We start from the raw sequence: 19756 nt of genomic DNA on the forward strand, positions 1-19756 counted from the left end.
GCACACCTGGAGGCTTACCCATGATCTCGATTACCCGCCTGTTCACCGCAGCCGCTGTCGCCACTGCCGTCACGCTCGCCACGGGGGTCGCCTGGGCTGGTTCGACCCTCGACCGCATCCATGAAAACAAGGTGATCAAGGTGGCCACGGCCGCGAACTGGCCACCGCAATCGTTCCTCGGCCCGGACAACAAGCTGCAAGGTTTCGACATCGATGTCGCCAACGAAATCGGCCGGCGCCTGGGCAGCAAGACCGACTTCGTGACACCCGAGTACGGGATCATCACCGCTGGACGCTGGTCCAGTCGCTGGGACCTGTCGGTCGGCTCGATGACGCCAACCACCGAGCGCGCCCGGGTCCTCGACTTCCCCGCCATCTACTACTACACGCCCTACGTGTTCGCCGTGCACAAGGATGCCGCCGGAGCCAAGGCGGCGGATTTGAACGACAAGATCATTGGCGTCGAAGCCGGCACGACGTCGGAGGACTACATCAATCGTCGACTCAAGATCGACGCTGTGGATGTGCCCGCGTTTACCTACGACGTCACGCCGGGCGAGGTGAAGACGTATGGCGACAGCATGGGCCCCCTGGATGATTTGCGCATGGGCAACGGTGTCCGGTTGAACGCCACCCTGTCCGCGCTTCCCACCGTCGTTGCCGCCGTCAAGAACGGCTACCCCATCGTAAGAGTCGAAGGCAAACCCGCCTACTACGAACCCTTGGCCATCGCCGTGGATAAAGGCGATGAGGCGTTCAACAGCGCGCTGACCAAAATCGTTGCCGACATGAAAGCCGACGGCACGCTCAAGCAACTTTCCGAAAAGTGGTACGGCGCCGATCTCACCCGGATTCAGTAAATCCAGGCGCAGTAAATCCGCTGCAATAACCCCAGGCATTACAGGCGCCCGTTCTAAACGCGGCGCGCTGTATGCCTGCGCCGCAAAAAAGGACAACGGACTTCATGCACACCTACAACAACAACTACTACACCGCCACGATGAACGTCACGGCGCAGCGCGCGGCACTGTCGACCAACGCCCAGGCCGACGTGTGCATCATCGGCGCAGGCCTGGCGGGGCTGAGCACGGCCTGGGAACTGCTCTCGCGGGGACGGTCCGTGGTGCTGCTCGAGGCAGGACGTGTGGCCTGGGGGGCTTCCGGCCGTAACGGCGGTTTCGTCCTTCAGGGGTGGTCCGAGGGCTTGTCAGCCATCGAGCGACGCTGTGGCAAACCGACCGCCGCCGCGCTGTTCAAACTGTCCCTCGAAGGCGTCGACACTGTGCGAGACATGATCGCCCTTCATCAATTGCCGGGGTGCGCGCCAACCCCTGGAAAGCTGAGCGTGGTGCGCTACGAGGATGGCGATAATCTGCAGCGCATGCGCGACAGGATGGCGAAGGATTTCGACTTTCACCTCGAGTATCTGGATCGCCAGGCGGTGCGGGCAAAGCTCAAGACAGACCGATATTTCCAGGCGCTGCGCGATAATCATGGTTTTCACTTCCACCCCTTGAACTATTGCCTGGGCCTGGCCGGGCTGATCGAGCGCAGCGGCGGCAGGATTCATGAACAGTCGCCCATGGTCCGGGTCGAGAGCCGGGATGGGCGACACCGGGTCAGCACCGACCGGGGCACTGTCGATTGCGCCGATGTGGTGTATTGCTGCGGCGGCTATGGCGGCCCCGAGTTCGGCAAACTGCGCCGTGCCTTTCTGCCGATCGCAACCTACGCCGTGCTCACCGAGCCTCTGGGCGAGCGCCTGGCAGACGCGGTACGCACCACCGATGCCGTCGGCGATAATCGCCGCGCGTCAGACTATTATCGAATCGTCGAGGGTGACCGCCTGCTCTGGGGTGGCCGTATCACCACCAGGAACCTGCAGGATGAAAAACGCCTGGGGCAGTTGCTGACTGAAGACATCCTCGACGTCTACCCACAGTTGCGCGGCATCAGGATCGATAAAGCCTGGTCCGGGCTGATGGGCTATGCGCGGCACAAAATGCCCCACATCGGCCCGCTCGGAAAGGGACTGTGGGCGTGTACATCATTTGGTGGCCATGGTATGAACACCGCCCCTATCGGCGGACGCGTGATTGCCGAAGCCATTTGCGGCGAGACTGATCGCTACCGACTGTTCGATGCCTACGGCCTGCAATGGAATGGCGGCCCTCTCGGCCCGGCGGCGGCGCAAACGGTATACGCTGGCCTTAAGGTGATGGACCTGTTCCAGGAAACGCGTTCGCAACGCAGGGCGACGCAAAAAAACTGAATTCCCAGCGAGGTCAAGCACGTGTTGATGGATGCGCAGAACCCCGGTCCGTTGTTTAACCTGACTGACAAGGACAGGCAATTGCTTGGCCTGCTGCAGGCCAACGCACGCGAACCCACCGCCTCACTGGCGCGTAAACTCGAAGTCTCGCGTTCCTCGGTGCAAGAGCGGATCGCCCGCCTGGAAAAGGCCGGTGTCATCACCGGCTACAGCGTGCGCATCGACCAGAACAGACTGCAGCAGATCATCAACTGCTTCACCATGACCTCCTGCACCAACAAGAGTTATACCGATGTCATGACCGCGCTGCGCAAGATGGATGCAGTGCAGGCGGTGTATGCGGTCTCGGGCGAGTCCGACTTCATCATCCACCTCGCCACCTCGACCCTGAGCGAACTCAACGCCGAACTCACCCGGATCAACATGATCAAGGGCGTGGCGCACACCGCTTCCCATATCGTGATGGAGACCAAGTTCAGCCGGAAGCTGACGGTGTAGGGCCAGGCGACAACAGGCGGTTTTTCAGCAGGAGCGCGTCCGAAGATTGATCTAGGCTTGAATGACATCCTGCGGGAGAAACACCATGTCCCTCGCTCTCGGAAACCTGTCCGTCCTTGCCTTGGGTGCCTTCTTTTGCACAGTCGCGTACAGTGCGGACTCCATCGCCCCACCGGCGATACTGCCATTGCAATCCGAATCGACGCCAACCCTCGTCGCCTATCCGCCACTTGCCGAGCCGCTCGCTCGCGGCGTTGTGATCATCCAGTTTCGAACCGAGCACGCCAGGATCATGCCGGTGTTCGGTAAAGCGGCAGTGGAAGTATCCCCCCGCCTCGGCCACCTTCACGTGACCGTCGACGACTGGAACGGTACATGGGCGCACACCAGTGAAGACCCGATTATCCTGGTCGGACTCAAGCCCGGCAGTCACAAGATTCTGCTGGAAGTGGCCGACCCGAATCACAAGATCCTCACCAGCACGACAGTGAGTTTCAGCGTTCCGGAAAAGAAACCGGCCGACGCCCCTCACACTGACGATGGTCACGCAGCAAAGCCATGACAAAACTCCCTCTTGGGTGACAGGAATGGGGTACCTTGGCGATCCGTTCCTCATTGCTCAGGGAGAGCAGCATGTCTGTGAAAATCGAACGCTCGGAAACTGTGACTGAAGCGGAGCGCCTGGCAATCCTGACACCATTGCTGGCCCACAACCTGGCCAACGGCGGTGACGACGCCCATGAAACCTTCGCCCTGTTGCTTCGGGACCCTGACGGCAACGAAGTCATTGGCGGGCTGTACGGGAAGATCTCCTATCGATGGCTGCTGATCGACCTGGTCAGCGTCCCCGAGTCGATGCGCGGCCAAGGCATCGGAGAACAGCTGATGCGCCAGGCTGAAGACATCGCACGGGAAAAGCAGTGCGTTGGCATCTGGCTGGAGACTTTCAGCTTCCAGGCGCCCGGGTTCTATCAAAAACTTGGCTACGTTGAATTCGGACGTCTGGCGGATTATCCGCCGGGGCATATGCGGTTTTATTATCAGAAGAAGTTGGGCTGATGTAGGGGTGGGTTTTGGGGGGATAGCTGCGCTTTGTAGTGGGCAGCTATCGGCCAGGAGCCGTCATTCAGCACGACCAGCGCCCGACGAAAGTTGCCTCCCACTACAGGGAGCTGTCGAAAAACTGCCGGTGAAAAATAGCCAGAACCCGATCAACAAGTGCGGTCGAGGCATCAAGCAACGATCAGGTCGGCTGGATGTGCCGCATCAAAGCGGCAGTGCTTCGCGGCCAACCTGCGCGTCCAAACCACGCACCGCCAGCGATCGCTGTAGTGATGACCAGCCCATACACCACGAACGCGGCGCCTTGTGCGATGAATACATGCACCAGGTTGCCGCCCCAACGCAAGGCAAGCCATCCTCCGAAACCGGCCACGCCCAAGCGTGCGAGGTTGCCAGCCACAGGCCAGAACAGGCGCCCAGCCCCTTGCGATGCGAAATGCAGTACCTGCCCCAGCCCGAAGAAACCGTACAACGGTCCGACCACCTGAAGGTATTGGATGCCGGCCTCCAGCATAGCGGGCTCGTTGCCAAACAGCAGCAGCCAGGATCGTGGGAAGATCGCCGCTGACAGCCCGATCGTTTCAGTGATTGCAAAAGTGATCGCGGCACCAACCCATGCGGCCTTCAGGGCACGTGCTCTATCGCCGGCTCCGATGCAGGTACCGACCATGGCCAGCAGCGGCGCACCAAAGCCAAATGCCAGCGGCACCAACAAATACTCAAGGCGTGCGGCGGTACCGTAGCCCGCAATCGCGTCCGGGCCGAATTGCCCCGACAGCGTCGTCGCGATGCCAATCGACAGATTGGTTGCCACAGTTGCAATCATGCCGACCATGCCAATGCGCAGGATGTCGCGAAACAATGGCCAGCGAAGCCGTACGCCCATCAGCTTCGGCTTGAGCAGGCTGCGTGACGAGCGCAGGTATATCCACAGCGCGACCGTACCACCGAGGTAATAGAGGAGCAGCGCCGCAGCGCCACCGGCAATGCCCATGCCCGGAATCGGCCCCCAGCCAAAGATGAGCAAGGGTGACAGCGGTATAAGCACTACAGCACCCGCGACCGTCACATTCGCGGGTACGGCCATGTTGCCAGTACCACGGATCAGTGCGGATAGCGCGTTGAAAAGCCACACCAGCACGGAACCTGCAAATACCCAATGCGAATAGACCAGCGCCGCCTCAAGCGACGCCCCGGTGCCTCCCATTTGCGCATACAACCACCGCCCTCCCAGCAGCAGTGTGACCGTGAATGCAACGCCAAAACCGAGCGCAATGACAATCGCGTGAAGCACCAGCGCATCAGCGTCGTCGCGGCGTTGTGAGCCGAGGGCTCGCGCAATCGACGACGCGATACCACCGCCAATTGCGCCTGCGGAGCTCATCTGCATCAGCATGACAATGGGAAATACCAGTGCCATCGCGGCCAGTGCATCGCCGCCAAGCTTGCCGACAAACCAGGTTTCGATAAGGCCGACGCAGGCCTGGATGATCATTACCACCACGTTGGGCGCCGCCAGTCGCAAGACGGTTGGCACGATAGGCGCTTCCAACAGTCGTCGCGTGCGCGGATCAATCGCAGTCATGTTTGTCCCCTTGTACGTTTTATTGTCTGGGTTTTACCTCCATTGGATCGATTGAAATACCATGAGTAAAATGAACCGTTTAAATTTCGCGTATTCACATCATGCATACCATCCTAAGGCATTGCTTCAGGGCGGGTGACCGCGCATTCCTTTATCAACTGACGCAACCATTTCAAGCCTGGATCTGCATCGAACCGGGCGTGCCAGTAGGCAATCAATTCGGGTTCAGGGAAGTCGACTGGCGGCTCGTGGCAGCTAAGGCCGAAAGTCTCTGCAAACGCCTCTGCAATCGGCCCCGGCAGATTGCAGACATAGCCCGTTTGCGCGGCGATCACTGGCATCGCCATGAAGTTCTGCACCAGTACGCCAACACGACGAGCCAGCCCTTGGGCCTGTAGGGTCGTGTCGATAATGTTGCCCTCCCGTTGGTGCATCTCGATCATCACTTGTGGCCGCTTCAGGTAGAGGTCGAGCGGAAAGCGTCCAGGTGGCAAGCCTTCGCGCTGCCAGATCAGCGTGAGCAGTGAAACCGTGGTGATCGACTCCTCGCGCAGACCAGCGCCCAGTTTCATCGGCGTGCTGATGACCAGATCGATTTCGCCATTCTCCAGCAGCGCCGGCAAGGCATTGTTCGGCGGCAGCGGCACCACCTCAATCATCACGCCAGGTGCTTCACGGGCGATGTGCTGGATCAGTCGCGGCAAGATCAGGAGCTCGACGAAATCGCCGGAGGCAATTCGAAACTTGCGCTGCGCCGTTGCCGGCACAAATGGCGTAGAGCCTTGCAACACTTCGTCCAGACGACTCAGTGCTTCGCGCACAGGACCGATCAGTTCGGTCGCACGCGCGGTCGGCACCAGGTTATGGCGCCCAATGACGAACAGTTCGTCGCCCAGACGCTCGCGCAGTCGGCGCAGTGCATGGCTGACCGCCGGCTGGCTAAGCGCCAGGCGCTCGCCGGCGCGAGTGGCGTTCTGCGTGTCCCACAGGGTCGCGAAGACCACCAGCAGGTTCAGGTCGAGCGTACGCGTATTTATATTGTGCATACCTGAAATTCTATCTATTCATTTCCCTCACTGTACAGGCTTTGATGTAGTGGCTCCAACGTTCCCTCGGTACAAGAGCCCACGCATGAACAATAAAAAATCCCTGCAGATGGGTTGGTTCATTCCAACCATTGGCGACACCACTGCCTTCAGCGATCCGAGTAAAAGCATCCCGCAGTCCCTCGAGCATTTTGAACGGGTAGCCGTCGCCGCCGAACAGGCAGGATTCGACTACGTGCTCGTCCCTGTCACCCCATTCTGCTGGGATGCGTGGGTGACTGCCTCCTTCATCATCGCCCGTACCCAAAAGCTGAAAGCCTTGGTGGCGGTGAAGCCCGGCTTCATCCACCCGGTTGCCCAGGCCAAGATGTTCTCCACCTTCGACCAACTGTCCAAAGGACGCATCTACATCAACCTGATCGCCGGCCTCAGCGAGAAAGATGCCTACGCCGAGGGCCAGATCGCCTCCAAGGAAGAGCGCTACGAGCAGTTGGAAGAAGAAGTCGAACTGATGAAACGCCTATGGACCGAAGAAGGCGTGGAGTACGAAGGCAAGTATCACCAGGCACACGGTCCGAAAGTCATACCAGCCCCCTTCCAGCAACCCCACCCGCCGTTCTTCCTTGGCGGTGGTTCGGAGCACGCAGCAGAAATTTCCGCCAAGCACTCCGCCGTGCACTTGTTCTGGGGCGACTACCCGGAACGCATTGCCGAACAGATCAAGGAAATGCGTGAACGGGCTGCCAAATATGGCCGCGGCGAAGCCATCGAATTCGCCATGCGCCTGCAGATCATCTGCCGGGAAACCGAAGAGCAAGCCTGGGCCGCGGCAGATACCCTGGTCAACGGCGCCGATCCAGCCTGGACCGAACACGTCAAAACCATGATGGCCGAGTCCGTTGCCAACCAACGCATGAAAGAACTCTCCAAAACCGCCGGACGCAAGATGACTCCGCACCTGTGGACCGGCATTACCGAAGTGCGTCCCGGTGCCGGTATTGCCGTGGTGGGCAACCCGCAACAGGTCGCCGACCAGTTGCTGGCGTTCGTCGATGCCGGTTGCAGCGGCTTCTGTCTGTCCGGCTACCCGCACCACGAAGAAGCCGAGCGCTTCGGCCGCCTGGTCATGCCGCTGCTCAACCGCTGAGCCACAGCACTCCTGCCCAATAACAATCAGCCGCCGGCACGCCCGGCGGCAACTGGAGTCTCCATCATGAACACCACCCCATTCGATCCCAAGCAGTTCCGCCAGGCGCTTGGCGCCTTCACCACCGGCGTGACCATCGTCACCACCCGCGGCCCGGATGGCCAGGACTACGGGTTGACCGCCAACAGCTTCAACTCGGTATCGATCGACCCGCCGATGGTGCTGTGGAGCATCAACAAGGATTCCTCGTCGGCACACGCCTTCACTGAAGGCTCGCACTTCGCCGTGCACATCCTGGCAACCGATCAGGAGCCGCTGTCCAACCGCTTCGCCAAAAGCGGCGCTGACAAGTTCAGCGGACTCGACCTGCAACGCGGCCCCAGCGCAATTCCGCTACTGGATGGCTGTTCGGCGCGCTTCCAGTGCAAGACCACCTATCAGTACGAGGGTGGCGATCACATCATCCTGGTCGGTGAAGTGTTGGCTTTCGATCGCTTCGACAGGGCGCCTCTGGTATTCCACAGCGGCGGCTACCGACGCTTGGTGCCTGCCGCCGCGCGTGGGCAGGAAAGTGTCATCTACGGCGAAAACTGGCTGGGTTTCCTGCTTGGTCGCGCCTATTACCAGCTGCAACTGCCAATTCGTCAGCAGCTCAAGGCGATGGGCATGCAGGACCAGGACTTCGAGCTGTTGGGCATCCTCAGTTTCAGCGAAGGCCGGACTCTGGACGAGTTGTTCCAGCTGTTCGAGTTCACCGGCAAGGTGCTGGCCGAAGATCAGTTGGCGCTTTGGCTGCATAAGGAGCTGCTGACGCTTGCGGACAGTCGCGTGCTGTTCACCGACAAGGGGCGCCAATTGGCGATCCAGTGGCTGTCGTTCGCCAAGGCCGCCGAGATGGCCGCCCTGCAAGTGCTCTCCTTCGACGAGGCACAGCAACTCAAGCTCTTGATCGGCCGCGTGATACAGCACACCGGAACCGAGCTGCCGGCGCACTGGCGCAAGGAAAATATCTGGCAGGACAACAACCTCTGGCAGCAACCCGACGCCATCGCGTCGGCACGCTAAAGCAGCGCCGCGCGGCGCGGCGATGCGTGCACCGCGCGACCTCGACTACAAGAACAAGCCCAAGAGGTAAATCGTCGATGACGAGTACAACAACTATCAAGGTCACGGCCATGCCCTGCGCGGCACGATTAGCGCCCAGCCGTGGCCAGGCCAACTACGCCCTCGGCGTGCTGCTGCTTGCCTACGTGTTCTCGATCATGGACCGGCAGGTCCTCAGCCTGCTGGTGGGGCCGATCCAGCAATCGCTGCACGTCAACGATGCCTGGATGGGCATGCTGCATGGCTTCACCTTCGCCGCCTTCTACGCATTGGCCGGCCTGCCGATCGCGCGCCTGATCGATCGTGGCAACCGACGCCTGATCATCACTGTCGGCATTGGCCTGTGGTGTCTGGCCACCGCTGCCAGCGGCCTGGCCAGTGAGTTCTGGCACCTGCTGCTGGCACGCGTCGGTGTGGCGGTCGGCGAGGCGGTGCTGCTGCCGGGTGCCGTATCGCTGATCAGCGACCTGTTCGTGCCGGAGAAACGCGGCCGCGCCCTCGGTGTGTTTGGCGCCGGCGGCCCGGTCGGCGTTGGCGGTGGTTTGCTCGCAACCGGCCTGGTGCTCGGCTACTTCAGCGCCCATCCACTGACCCTGCCTTTACTTGGCACTCTGGCCCCTTGGCAAACCACATTGATGTCGATCGGCCTGCCGGGCCTGATCGTTCTGCTGCTGATGTTCGGCGTGGCAGAACCGCGACTGAGTCGCGCCGGACGGGCGACGCCGACCTCAATGGCGCCTTCTGGCGTGCCACTGGATGAAGTGCTGGCGTTCTTGCGCACCAACCGGCGCACTTTCGTCGCCATTGTGGTCGGAATGGGTTGCTATAACGCCGCGGTGTACGGCGGCGGCGCCTGGGTCCCCAGCTACCTGGTCCGCGAGTTCGGATGGACTTACGCCAAGGCCGGCACGGTGATGGGGCTGATCATGTGCGTCAGCTCGCCGCTCGGCGTGCTCGGTGCCAGTTGGCTGGGTGAATACTGGCGCCGGCGCGGCGTGACCAATGGCAACCTGCGCGTGGCGATCTGCGCCAGCATGGTTCTGCCGCTGTGCGCCACACCGCTACTGCTGGCGCCCAGCGCTCCGCTGGCGCTGCCGTTCCTGGCCCTCTGCGCCGCCCTTTGGGTCTGCCTGTTCGGCATCGGTCCGGCATTGATCGTCGAAATAGCACCCGCGCCGATGCGCGGACAGTTCATCGCCCTGTTCACCGGTGTCCTCAATCTGCTCGGTGTTGGGATCGGCCCGCTGGCTATCGGCGTGATCACCGACTACGTACTGGTCGACCCCAGCGCCATTCGCTATTCGATCCTGATCGTCACACTGATCGCCTGCATCCTCGCCTGTCCGCTGCTGCTCTGCGCCCGACACAGCTTCAAGCATACCGCCCTGCGGGCCAGTCAGTGGCAGCCCGCGACCTCGACCCTGAACGCTTCCAACCAATGAGAGCACTCATGAACACGATCAAAGGCAGCTGCCTGTGCGGCGGCATCCACTACTCCAGCCACCTCGCCCCCCTGTCCACTGCGGTCTGCCACTGCAGCGACTGCCAGAAGCAGACCGGCAGCGCCTTCTCGGTCAACCTGCTGGTGCAGGCCGAAGGTTTCCTGGTCGAAGGCGCGGGCCTCGGTTGCTATGCCAAGGCCGGCGGTAGCGGCCTGCCGGTTCGACGCTACTTCTGCACCCGATGTGGCTCGGCGCTGTACACCGAAATCACTGCAATGCCCGGCGTGTTTGCAGTGAAGGCCGGCACCCTGGCCGACCCGGCCAACACCCTGCCGAATCTGCACCTCTGGTGCGCCTCGGCACAACCATGGGTGGTCATCGACCGCTCACTACCCTGCTTCGAACAGGCACCCACCGAGTGAAATACCAGCACCTGGCCGAGGGCCTGCCGAAGCCGATCGAGCACGAGCAGTCGCCCATGATCACCTGGGGCGATGAATTGACCCAGCCCTGCACTTGATTCTTCGGCAGTACCCGTAACTGACACCCCACCCGATCGCAACGCTGTTGCGCTCGCGCAGGTGTGCATCCCCCAAGCGGTTCCAAAACTTGAGAGCGACTACATGAAAACAACAAAAATACTCGCGCAATCCGGCGTCCTGGCGCTTTCGCTTCTGGCCACGGCCGTTATGGCGAAGGTGTCTCCCGAGGAGGCCGCGCAGCTGGGTACGACACTGACGCCAATGGGTGGCGTCAAGGCCGCGAACGCCGACGGCAGCATTCCGGCCTGGACCGGAGGCTTGCCAACAACGGCCGGCACTGCGGACAGCAAAGGCTTTTTGAGTGACCCGTTTGCCAACGAAAAACCCTTGTTCGTCATCACGGCAGCCACCGCCGAAAAGTACAAGGACAAGCTGTCGGCAGGCCAATTGGCGATGTTCAAGCGTTACCCGGACAGCTACAAAATCCCGGTCTACCCAACCCATCGCACAGCGGCAGTACCCGCAGACATCTATTCGGTCATCAAGGCCAGTGCGGTCAAGACCGAAGAAGTTGATGGCGGCAACGGCCTGGCCGGTTTTTCCGATACCCGTTACTACGCTTTCCCTGTGCCCAAAAATGGCATCGAAGTGCTGTGGAACCACATGACTCGGTATCGTGGCGGTAACGTCAACCGCCTGGCTACCCGCGTCCAACCGCAAACTGACGGGTCATTCAGCATGATCCAACTGGAGGACGAGATCTCCTACCCTCGTGAACTGCCTGACCTGGACAAGAGCAAAGCCGAAAACATCCTGTTTTACTTCATCCAGCGAGTTACCGGCCCGGCCCGCCTGGCCGGTAACGTGTTGCTGATCCATGAAACCATCGATCAGGTCAAGGAACCCCGTGACGCCTGGCTGTATAACGCCGGACAGCGCCGCGTTCGCCGTGCGCCACAGGTTGCCTATGACGGCCCGGCCACTGCCGCCGATGGCCTGGCTACGACGGACAACTACGACATGTTCAACGGCGCACCTGACCGGTATACCTGGGAACTTGTCGGGAAAAAGGAGCTGTACATCCCATACAACAGCTACAAACTCGATTCACCGACGCTCAAGTACGCCGACATCCTCAAGGCCGGACACATCAACCAGGACCTGACCCGCTATGAACTGCATCGTGTCTGGGAGGTGGTGGCCAAGGTCAAGCCAGGCGAACGTCATATCTACGCGACACGACGCATGTATTTCGATGAGGACACCTGGCAACTGGCGGAAGTGGACCATTACGACGGACGCGGCCAACTGTGGCGCGTGGGTGAAGGGCATGCCCAGCAGTACTACCACAAGCAAGTGCCTGGTTATACCGCTGAAGCCCTCTATGACCTGCAGTCCGGCCGCTATTCGGTACTGGGCCTGAAAAACGAAGAAAAGCGCAGCATTGAATTCGGCGCCGTAGCCTCGGCGAACAATTACACCCCGGCCGCGTTACGCCAGGCGGGCGTGCGCTAGTCTCATGATCTACGTTGCATCGGGTGTTGTTTTGGCGGCTATCCGGCCGCCTTTTTCAATGATGGCCGTTCTGAACCGGCCTTGAGGAAGCGTGGTTCATCGCCCCTCAAGAACCTCGATTCTGGTTGACTGACTTCCTCAGGACGTGAAGCTGCCCGTCGATTTCGTCTTGGAAACCCGGTCGATCTGTCTCCTTCAGCGCCTTGTTACAGGAGTTCGAGTTGTCCACGAAACCAGGGAGGCAACCCTCATCCGATCAAACAGCAAGCACGATCACACAATGCTGGCGGCAGCTGTAAGTGCTAGACAAATGCGGATGCGCTACAACAATACATAGAACCCTGAGGTCCTGACAGGAAGCGAGCGAATGTGGATGAAACACAAACTCTGCGTTGTCAGGCTGGCCCGGTTCGCATCCGCTTCGCTCATCGTGGTAGCGCCCAGTGCAGTCGCAGAGGATCTCGAACCCAGGTCCTACGCCAATACGCCGGTCGGTATCAATTTCCTGCTCGTGGGCTACAGCGATCTCAATGGTAACGTGACGGCCAACCCCTCAGTCCCGCTCCAGGATGCCAAGCTCAACATCAAGACTGTGGTGTTTGCCTTTGCCAGGTCCCTGGACGTCTGGGGCCGCTCCGGGAAGTTCGATATCGTCGTGCCCGAAGCCCGGTTGACGGGTTCGGCTCTGTTCGCCGGTGAACCCAGGGAGCGAAATGTCAGCGGGCTGATCGATCCAAGATTCCGCTTCTCGGTCAACTTGTATGGCGCCCCGGCGATGTCCCTGGCTGAGTTCCCCAGCTATCAACAGGATGTGATTATCGGCGCCAGCCTGGCAATTACGGCGCCACTTGGCCAATACGACTCCAGCAAACTGGTCAATCTCGGCAACAACCGCTGGTCATTCAAGCCCGAACTCGGGATTTCCAAGCGCCTGGGCCCCGTAACCCTGGAATTATCCGGTGCGGGAACCTTCTACACCGACAATGACCAATACCTTGGCGACCGAACATTTACCCAGAACCCGACTTACCAGGTACAGGCGCATCTTATCTATGCCTTCAGTAACGGTGTCTGGGCTTCGCTGGATGGGACCTACTTCGCGGGCGGGGCGACTTCGGTCGATGGCATCGGTAACCACGACTTTCAGGAAAACACACGTTATGGGGGCACCCTCTCGCTGCCATTGAACCGAAATAACTCGCTAAAGCTGTTTGCCAGTGAGGGTGCGCATACCCGTACCGGCAGCGAATACGATGCTATTGGCGTAGCCTGGCAGTATCGCTTCGGCGGGGGGCTTTGACAGATAGCGCACCCAGTGTCGCAATGCGCTACCGCTCTTCTCAATCAGGTGGCTGACTCTTTTTCTTCTCCGCTGCCGCCTCACACATGCCCAAGCATCTGCCACCAAAGCGGACCGACGACCAGCCAGATAACCAGGTAGATGAGGCTCATCAGGAAGCCGGTCTTCCACCATTCCCCCTGGGTGACGTAGCCGGCGCCGAACATGACCGGCCCGGAACCGATGCCGTATTGGGTCAGGCACCCGTTGACGCTGCTCAGGATGCCGAGTGCGACCGCTGCAGTGAATGGCGGGATGCCGGCAGCGACCATCAGCGCCATGCAGAGGGGAAAGAGCGCACTGATATGTGCCGTGGCGCTGGCGAAGAAGTAATGGATGTACAAATAGATCGCCGCCACCAGCATATAGACAGCCAGCCTCGGGAAACCCTCCAGGTGTGCCCCGAACTCCTTGCCGAACCAGGAAACCATGCCGTACTCATTGAGTTTGGAAGCCAGCATGATCAGCAGGCCGATCCAGATCATGGTGTCCCACGCGGACTTCTCATTAAGGGCATCCTGCCAGGTCAGGACGCCGGTGATGAACAGCAACGAGACGCCGAGCGCCGCCGCCAGCGTCGCCCCGATTTTCAGGTCCTCACCGAAAATCCACAGCACCAGCAAGCCAACGAAGATCACCGCCATGATGATTTCCTTGGCCGAGATTGGCCCCATCGCTACGAGCTCCCTCTGTGCCAGGGCCTTCGCATCGGGTGTCTGGCGAATCTGCGGCCGGACAATCCACAGCAAGGCGACCGGAATGAGCGCAAGGCACAGCAAGCCGGGAACCGATGCGGCCACCGCCCATTCCAGCCAACTGATCGAGACGCCCTGGTCGGCGGCCATCTTGACCGCCAGGGGATTGCCCGCCATCGCCGTGATGAACATGCCTGCGGTGATGATGTTCGCGTGGAAGGCACAGAGGATCAGATAATTCCCCACCTTGCCGCGCGACTCAGGGTCATCGGCATGGCTGCCGAGGACCTCCGACATCGCTCGGGTAATCGGCAGCATCACCCCGCCGGCGCGAGCGGTGATGCTCGGCATGGCGGGCGAGATAAGCAGTTCAGTCATCACCAGTCCATAACCCAGCCCCAGTGTTCGCTTGCCCAACAGCCGCATGAACAGCAGTGCGATGCGGTGCCCCAGTCCGGTCTTGATCACGCCCCGGGAGATAAAGAAGGCGAGCATCACCAGCCAGACGAGGTCCGTCCCCGTGGATTTGGTGACGTCGGCAAAGGACACGACGCCAACCAGCACGCCCACCGTGGCGCTGATGATGGCGACCGCCGACATCGGTAGAGGGGCGGTCATGATGCCGGCGATGGTGGCGACGAACACGGCGAACATGTGCCACGCCTTCATATCGAGGCCAGCCGGCGCCGGCAGGAACCAGAGGACGATACCCAGGCCCACCGGGACGAGATATTTCCAGGCGTTCTTGAGATGTCCTTCTGCGGGCGACGGTTTCGCCGTGGCCGGGCTGGCAGGTTGCGAATCCTTTGCGGGTAATACAGCCATGATATAAACCTCTTGGCGGCGCTGTTCGGTTTATTCAGAGCGTGCGCAATGTCCTTAACGGTCGAGAAGCACGCTGTCGGTTGCCTCTTTGACGATGCACGCACTGCGCTGCAGGGCCTCGCGCTCGACGGGGCCGAGTTGCGGATAAGCCAGTAACTGCGCGCCCCTGCCATTGACCAGCATCGGCAGCGACAGACACACCTCCGGTACGCCTTCGACCTCGGCATGCACCACAGCGACCGGCAGGATGAGGTCGGTGTCATGCACGATGGCCTGGCAAATTCGCCCGATCGCACTGGCGACGCCATAGTGGGTGGAGCCCTTCCCTTCCTTGATGAGCGTGGCGGCCTCGTGCACGGAGCGCAGGATCAGATCGCGGCTGGCAGGCCCCAACTCTTTGCCGCTCCTGGCCAGGAACACATCGAGGGGCATGCCGCAGACCGTCGCACCGGACCAGTCGATCACCGCGGACTCGCCGTGCTCGCCGAGAACGTAGGCGTGTATCGCAGGCGCCACGACGCCCAGCCGCTCGGAGAGCAGCGACCGCAGGCGCCCGGTATCGAGGGAAGTGCCCGTGCTGATCACGCGCTCGCGCGCGCAGCGCAGGCGGTCAAAAACGACACTGGTCAATACATCGCAGGGGTTGGTCGCAATGACGTAGATCGCATCCGGGGCCAACGGTGCAGTGCGATCCACAATGTCCGCGGCGATGGTCGCATTGGTTCTGGCCAGGTCCAGACGAGTCTGCCCTTGCTTCAGACCGACACCCGCGGTGATTACGATGATGTCCGCGTCGCGCGCATTTTCGTAATCACCGGCATAGAAGCGGTTGTGTCCCCACAATGCTGCTGCGTGGGTAAGGTCCAGCGTCTGCCCTTCGGCCCGTACTCGCGCGACATCGACGATGACGATCTCGGCACTCGGAATGGCCACGGCCGCAAACAGGGCTGCCGATCCGCCAACCAACCCTGCGCCAACGATTACGATCTTGGGTTGCCGCATCGCATGCCTCCCTTCGCGCCAGGAGAATTGGACACCTTGACCAGGCATCAGTCCGTGGACAGTCAACCTTGAAGTGGAGCAAACCTGCCTGGATTGGACAGGCTTTGTTAACGGCTAGCCGCCCATGGCGAGTTCCTCATTCGGAACTGGCAGGAAAAGAGTAGCTCAACATCGACTGGGTGCATGACCGTGAATTTTGAAAAAAATCGCACGCCCGGGTGTTCCGGGTAATCGTAACGATCACGGTAGAGCACAGTATCGGTCCTGAACAATTCGAAGCGCTTGTGGAATGCGCGGCGTTTGTGAATTGGCGAATCGTCGCTGCTGGCGCCCTCCTCTACTGGCACTTGCTTTCAACGTTCAAGTGCTCGCACAGAATTTAGTTGTGTTGCACCGACCGGTTGAATCCACAGCCAATAGCTGCCCTTGCAACAGACTTCCATCTGAAGTGGATATCCGCATTAAGGTTGTTTAACTGTCTGTAGTAGATCCTGTTACACGATGCGAAGCAGATCTAATACGAAATGCATCAGCCAGCAGAGTAATCCATTATCGATACCTGCTGACTGAGCTTTAATTGACTGACTCCGTGTTCAACGCTGAATACATTGTGGGACTTAGTGCCCCAGTATTTTCGACAGGAAGAGCTTCGCCCGCTCCGAAGACGTCCCGTTAAAGAACGCTTCAGAGGTTGTGTCATCAATGATCATCCCCTCCTCCATGAAAACCACCCGATCTGCCACGCGCCGAGCAAATCCCATCTCATGAGTGACCACCATCATCGTCATGCCGTCCTTGGCTAGCGACACCATCACGTCCAGCACCTCGTTGATCATCTCAGGGTCCAGCGCCGAGGTTGGCTCATCGAAGAGCATGATGACCGGATCCATCGATAACGCCCGGGCGATAGCAACACGCTGCTGCTGACCTCCAGAGAGCTGTGCCGGATATTTGTGGGCATGTGCGCTGAGGCCCACACGTTCAAGCAATGCCAGACCTTTGGCTTTCGCATCGTTTGCCGGACGATGGAGCACCTTTGTTTGTGGCAACGTGAGGTTCTCGATGATTGACATATGGGGGAACAGTTCGAAATGCTGAAACACCATACCCACCTGCTGGCGCAACCTTGGCAGGTCAGTTTTTGCATTGCCGATCGACTGCCCATTCACCAGGATTTCGCCTTTCTGAAAAGACTCCAGACCGTTGACCGTCTTGATCAATGTGGACTTGCCTGAACCTGAGGGCCCGCACACCACCACAATTTCGCCTTTACTAACGTGCGTTGAGCAGTCTTTGAGGACTTGCAAATTTCCGTACCATTTATTTATTCCGCGCATTCTGATGCAGTGGGGCTGAACATCTGCAGCGAAACGTGAAACCGATGACACAGCGGCTTTAGTCTGAATCATTTGTCGAAATACCCCGCGCGAATAGAGGCGCCGATCAGGTTGACAATCAAGCGTCCGGCAGTCACGCAGGTGAGGTTGCTTGCGTTGTCTTTGCCCGGCTGGATTTCAACGATATCCATACCAACGACCCGTCCTTTTTTCACCAATCCGTGAATGAGCTTGCGTGCCTGTAAGAAAGTCACGCCACCTGGTGCCGGACCATCGACAGCGGGCATGATGGTCGGATCGAGACCGTCGGCATCAATGGTCAAGTAGTAGTTTCCACCATCGGGAATACGCGAAAGCACCGCATCCATGCCAATCTCATGCAATTCGTAGGCACTGATCAACTCCGCACCATACTCGCGCGCGACCTCGAGATCTTCGGGGCGTGCGCTGCCTTGAGCACGCAATCCGATCTGGAAGATACGGCCGACATGGGCCATTTCAGAGGCTCGACGTATTGGACTGGACAGCCCCTCCTTGATCCCGTTCACGTCGTCGCGCCAGTCAAGGTGCGCATCGATATGGATGATGGTGATCGGGTCGAGACCGTCGTAGGCCCGCAAAACGGGGGTGGTAATTCCGTGATCACCGCCAAGGATGACTGGCAACGCTCCTGCTTTGAGAAGCTGGCGTACGGCCTGCTCGGCACGCTCATAGTGCTCACCCGGTTTGGCGACATCGGGCAATACATCGCCACAGTCAATGAACCGGATATCGCTACGACCTTGCAGCAGCGGGCCATCGATATCGAAATCGTAATGTCGCGGATCACGCACCATGCGATCAGTGAGCTGACGTATTGCTTGCGGCGCATTGGTCTGGTCATTGGTGTATGAGCGTGGGCCGTATGGCGCACCAAAAGGCATGCCAAGTACCGCAATATCCGCCTGTTGAAGGTTTTCCAGATCGGTCATCAGTTCTGAATAAAGCAGGGTCTGATGGTTGGTACGTGGAGCGACGGTCAGATTCTTCATAAAAAACTCCTAAATGATGGGATTTTCTAGCGATGCCGCCAGTGTCTTTCACGGGCTTCCAAAGCTTGGCCAAGTGCATCGAGGACAATGCTCGACAGCCAATAGAGCAATGCAGCGGTGCCAAGCACTTCGAGATATGCGAAGGTGTCAGCGGTCATCAGATTGCTCTGATAGGTCAGTTCAGGAAGACTGGTTACCGAGAAGATCGCGGTGTCCTTGAACATCATGATGATCAGGCTGGTAGTAGGCGGGATCAGGTAGCCAAAGCTCTGCGGCACGACTACGTAGCGCTGAACCTGCCAGACGGAAAACCCCAGTGACCGCGCTGCGCGCGCCTGACCGGCCGGCACGCTCTTCAAGGCGGCGCGTAGAATTTCGCTGAAATACCCGGCCGTATAGAACGCAGTGGCACCAATGGCGATCGCAAAGGATGAGGCTTGCACTCCCAGTTGCGGCAGGCCAAAAAACAGCAGATACACCACGATCAGGAACGGTACATTTCGGACAAGTTCGACATAACAACGGGCAAACAGCCTTGGCAACCGATGCTTGGAATCGGCCATGTAAGCGAACAGAGCACCGATCAACATCCCCAGCGGAATACCTATGGCACTGACCGTCGCGGTGATTTTCAGCCCCTGCAACAACGCAGGGATTGCGTGGCTGATCACATCAATATCAATGGGCATTTGGCATCACCTTGGCAATGCGGCGCTCGATAAGTCGCGAGATCGACGAAGCGCACAGTAGAATAAGGAAGTAAACGACCGCTGCTGCGCTGAACACTTGCAGCGGCAGATCGCTTTGCAGCGTCGCATTGCGAGCCACGGTAGCGAGCTCACTGACGGCAATGATCGACAGTAGTGATGAGGCTTTGAGCAGTACGGTGTACTCGTTGGTCAGCGGAGGAATGGAGCGATGGAACATCTGCGGCAACAGCACGTAACGCCACTTCTGATGAGCGCGCATCCCCAATGCCTGAGCGGCTGAAACCTGCCCTTGAGGAATCGAAGTCAAAGCGCCCCGCAGGATTTCACTGATGTAGGCCGCCGTGTTGAAAGACAGGGCCAGGATCCCCGCCTGTAGTGGTGTCAGCGAAATACCAATCAGGCTTGGCAAAACGAAATACGTGATAAGCAACTGAATCAGCAACGGAGTGCCACGGATGGCACTGACGTAGACCATCACTGTGTATCGACCAATCGGTCCTGCTGCGACTCTCAGGAGAAGTAAAAACACACCCAACCCGAGCCCAATGAGAAAAGCCAGGCTACTTGCGATAAGTGTCGTTGCCGCACCTTGTAGCAGCCCATCGAAAAACGGTCCCAACGCGGTGTGGGTACTTATCCAGCTCGTCATTATCGGACCCTCCAC

General features: G+C 59.5%; 19 protein-coding genes. 11 read left to right on the top strand and 8 right to left on the bottom strand.

Features of this window, described 5'->3' with window-relative positions; genetic code table 11:
• Positions 1-20: 20 nt before the first annotated feature.
• From ACLD1X_RS24440 to ACLD1X_RS24460, 5 genes are all read left to right on the top strand, one after another.
• Positions 21-860: a transporter substrate-binding domain-containing protein gene (locus ACLD1X_RS24440; RefSeq protein ID WP_429372094.1), complete on the top strand. Its 840-nt coding sequence runs from the start codon at positions 21-23 to the stop codon at positions 858-860.
• A 104-nt stretch (positions 861-964) separates the two neighbouring features.
• Positions 965-2272 carry an NAD(P)/FAD-dependent oxidoreductase gene (locus tag ACLD1X_RS24445; RefSeq protein ID WP_429372096.1) on the top strand — a complete coding sequence of 436 codons (1308 nt, stop codon included), beginning with the start codon at positions 965-967 and terminating at the stop codon, positions 2270-2272.
• A gap of 27 nt (positions 2273-2299) precedes the next feature.
• On the top strand, positions 2300-2770 hold the full coding sequence (locus tag ACLD1X_RS24450) for an Lrp/AsnC family transcriptional regulator (RefSeq protein ID WP_429372098.1): 471 nt from the start codon (positions 2300-2302) through the stop codon (positions 2768-2770).
• Between the two features lie 85 nt (positions 2771-2855).
• A complete protein-coding gene (locus ACLD1X_RS24455; protein ID WP_429372100.1) occupies positions 2856-3332 on the top strand; it encodes a DUF6130 family protein in 477 nt (158 codons plus the stop codon).
• A gap of 71 nt (positions 3333-3403) precedes the next feature.
• Positions 3404-3829, top strand: coding sequence for a GNAT family N-acetyltransferase (locus ACLD1X_RS24460; protein WP_429372102.1), 426 nt, complete (start codon positions 3404-3406; stop codon positions 3827-3829).
• Positions 3830-4013: 184 nt separating this feature from the next.
• Here the strand turns inward: ACLD1X_RS24460 and ACLD1X_RS24465 are convergent, their stop codons facing one another.
• Together ACLD1X_RS24465 and ACLD1X_RS24470 are read right to left on the bottom strand one after the other, a co-directional pair.
• The gene (locus ACLD1X_RS24465; RefSeq protein ID WP_429372104.1) at positions 4014-5417 is read right to left on the bottom strand and encodes an MATE family efflux transporter; all 1404 of its coding nucleotides are present in this window, start codon (positions 5415-5417) and stop codon (positions 4014-4016) included.
• Between the two features lie 113 nt (positions 5418-5530).
• Entirely contained in the window at positions 5531-6463 is a 933-nt protein-coding gene (locus ACLD1X_RS24470; protein ID WP_429372106.1) for a LysR substrate-binding domain-containing protein, read from the bottom strand.
• 85 nt (positions 6464-6548) lie between these two features.
• Here ACLD1X_RS24470 and ACLD1X_RS24475 point away from each other — a divergent pair, with 85 nt between their 5' ends.
• The 6 genes from ACLD1X_RS24475 to ACLD1X_RS24500 all read left to right on the top strand — a co-directional run bounded on the left by ACLD1X_RS24475 (position 6549) and on the right by ACLD1X_RS24500 (position 13453).
• Positions 6549-7610: an LLM class flavin-dependent oxidoreductase gene (locus tag ACLD1X_RS24475; RefSeq protein WP_429372108.1), complete on the top strand. Its 1062-nt coding sequence runs from the start codon at positions 6549-6551 to the stop codon at positions 7608-7610.
• Positions 7611-7676: 66 nt separating this feature from the next.
• On the top strand, positions 7677-8675 hold the full coding sequence (locus ACLD1X_RS24480; protein ID WP_429372110.1) for a flavin reductase: 999 nt from the start codon (positions 7677-7679) through the stop codon (positions 8673-8675).
• 77 nt (positions 8676-8752) lie between these two features.
• Positions 8753-10156 carry an MFS transporter gene (locus ACLD1X_RS24485; protein WP_429372112.1) on the top strand — a complete coding sequence of 468 codons (1404 nt, stop codon included), beginning with the start codon at positions 8753-8755 and terminating at the stop codon, positions 10154-10156.
• Between the two features lie 8 nt (positions 10157-10164).
• Complete coding sequence (locus tag ACLD1X_RS24490; RefSeq protein ID WP_429372114.1) at positions 10165-10578, top strand: GFA family protein; 414 nt, start codon at positions 10165-10167, stop codon at positions 10576-10578.
• Between the two features lie 201 nt (positions 10579-10779).
• The gene (locus ACLD1X_RS24495) at positions 10780-12153 is read left to right on the top strand and encodes a DUF1329 domain-containing protein (protein ID WP_429372116.1); all 1374 of its coding nucleotides are present in this window, start codon (positions 10780-10782) and stop codon (positions 12151-12153) included.
• Between the two features lie 367 nt (positions 12154-12520).
• Positions 12521-13453, top strand: a complete 933-nt coding sequence (locus tag ACLD1X_RS24500) for a transporter (protein WP_429372118.1) — start codon at positions 12521-12523, stop codon at positions 13451-13453.
• A gap of 80 nt (positions 13454-13533) precedes the next feature.
• Here ACLD1X_RS24500 and ACLD1X_RS24505 read toward each other — a convergent pair whose 3' ends face one another.
• From ACLD1X_RS24505 to ACLD1X_RS24530, 6 genes are all read right to left on the bottom strand, one after another.
• On the bottom strand, positions 13534-15012 hold the full coding sequence (locus ACLD1X_RS24505; RefSeq protein ID WP_429372120.1) for a DASS family sodium-coupled anion symporter: 1479 nt from the start codon (positions 15010-15012) through the stop codon (positions 13534-13536).
• 54 nt (positions 15013-15066) lie between these two features.
• Positions 15067-16014, bottom strand: a complete 948-nt coding sequence (locus ACLD1X_RS24510; protein ID WP_429372122.1) for a lactate/malate family dehydrogenase — start codon at positions 16012-16014, stop codon at positions 15067-15069.
• Between the two features lie 617 nt (positions 16015-16631).
• Complete coding sequence (locus tag ACLD1X_RS24515) at positions 16632-17351, bottom strand: amino acid ABC transporter ATP-binding protein (protein ID WP_429372201.1); 720 nt, start codon at positions 17349-17351, stop codon at positions 16632-16634.
• 68 nt (positions 17352-17419) lie between these two features.
• Entirely contained in the window at positions 17420-18382 is a 963-nt protein-coding gene (locus ACLD1X_RS24520; RefSeq protein ID WP_429372124.1) for an agmatinase, read from the bottom strand.
• Positions 18383-18408: 26 nt separating this feature from the next.
• On the bottom strand, positions 18409-19071 hold the full coding sequence (locus tag ACLD1X_RS24525; RefSeq protein WP_429372126.1) for an amino acid ABC transporter permease: 663 nt from the start codon (positions 19069-19071) through the stop codon (positions 18409-18411).
• Complete coding sequence (locus ACLD1X_RS24530) at positions 19061-19741, bottom strand: amino acid ABC transporter permease (protein ID WP_429372128.1); 681 nt, start codon at positions 19739-19741, stop codon at positions 19061-19063. The genes ACLD1X_RS24525 and ACLD1X_RS24530 overlap by 11 nt, the downstream gene beginning before the upstream one ends.
• Between the last annotated feature and the right edge of the window lie 15 nt (positions 19742-19756).

The sequence above is a fragment of the Pseudomonas sp. 18173 genome, from assembly GCF_050432945.1.
GTDB lineage: Bacteria > Pseudomonadota > Gammaproteobacteria > Pseudomonadales > Pseudomonadaceae > Aquipseudomonas.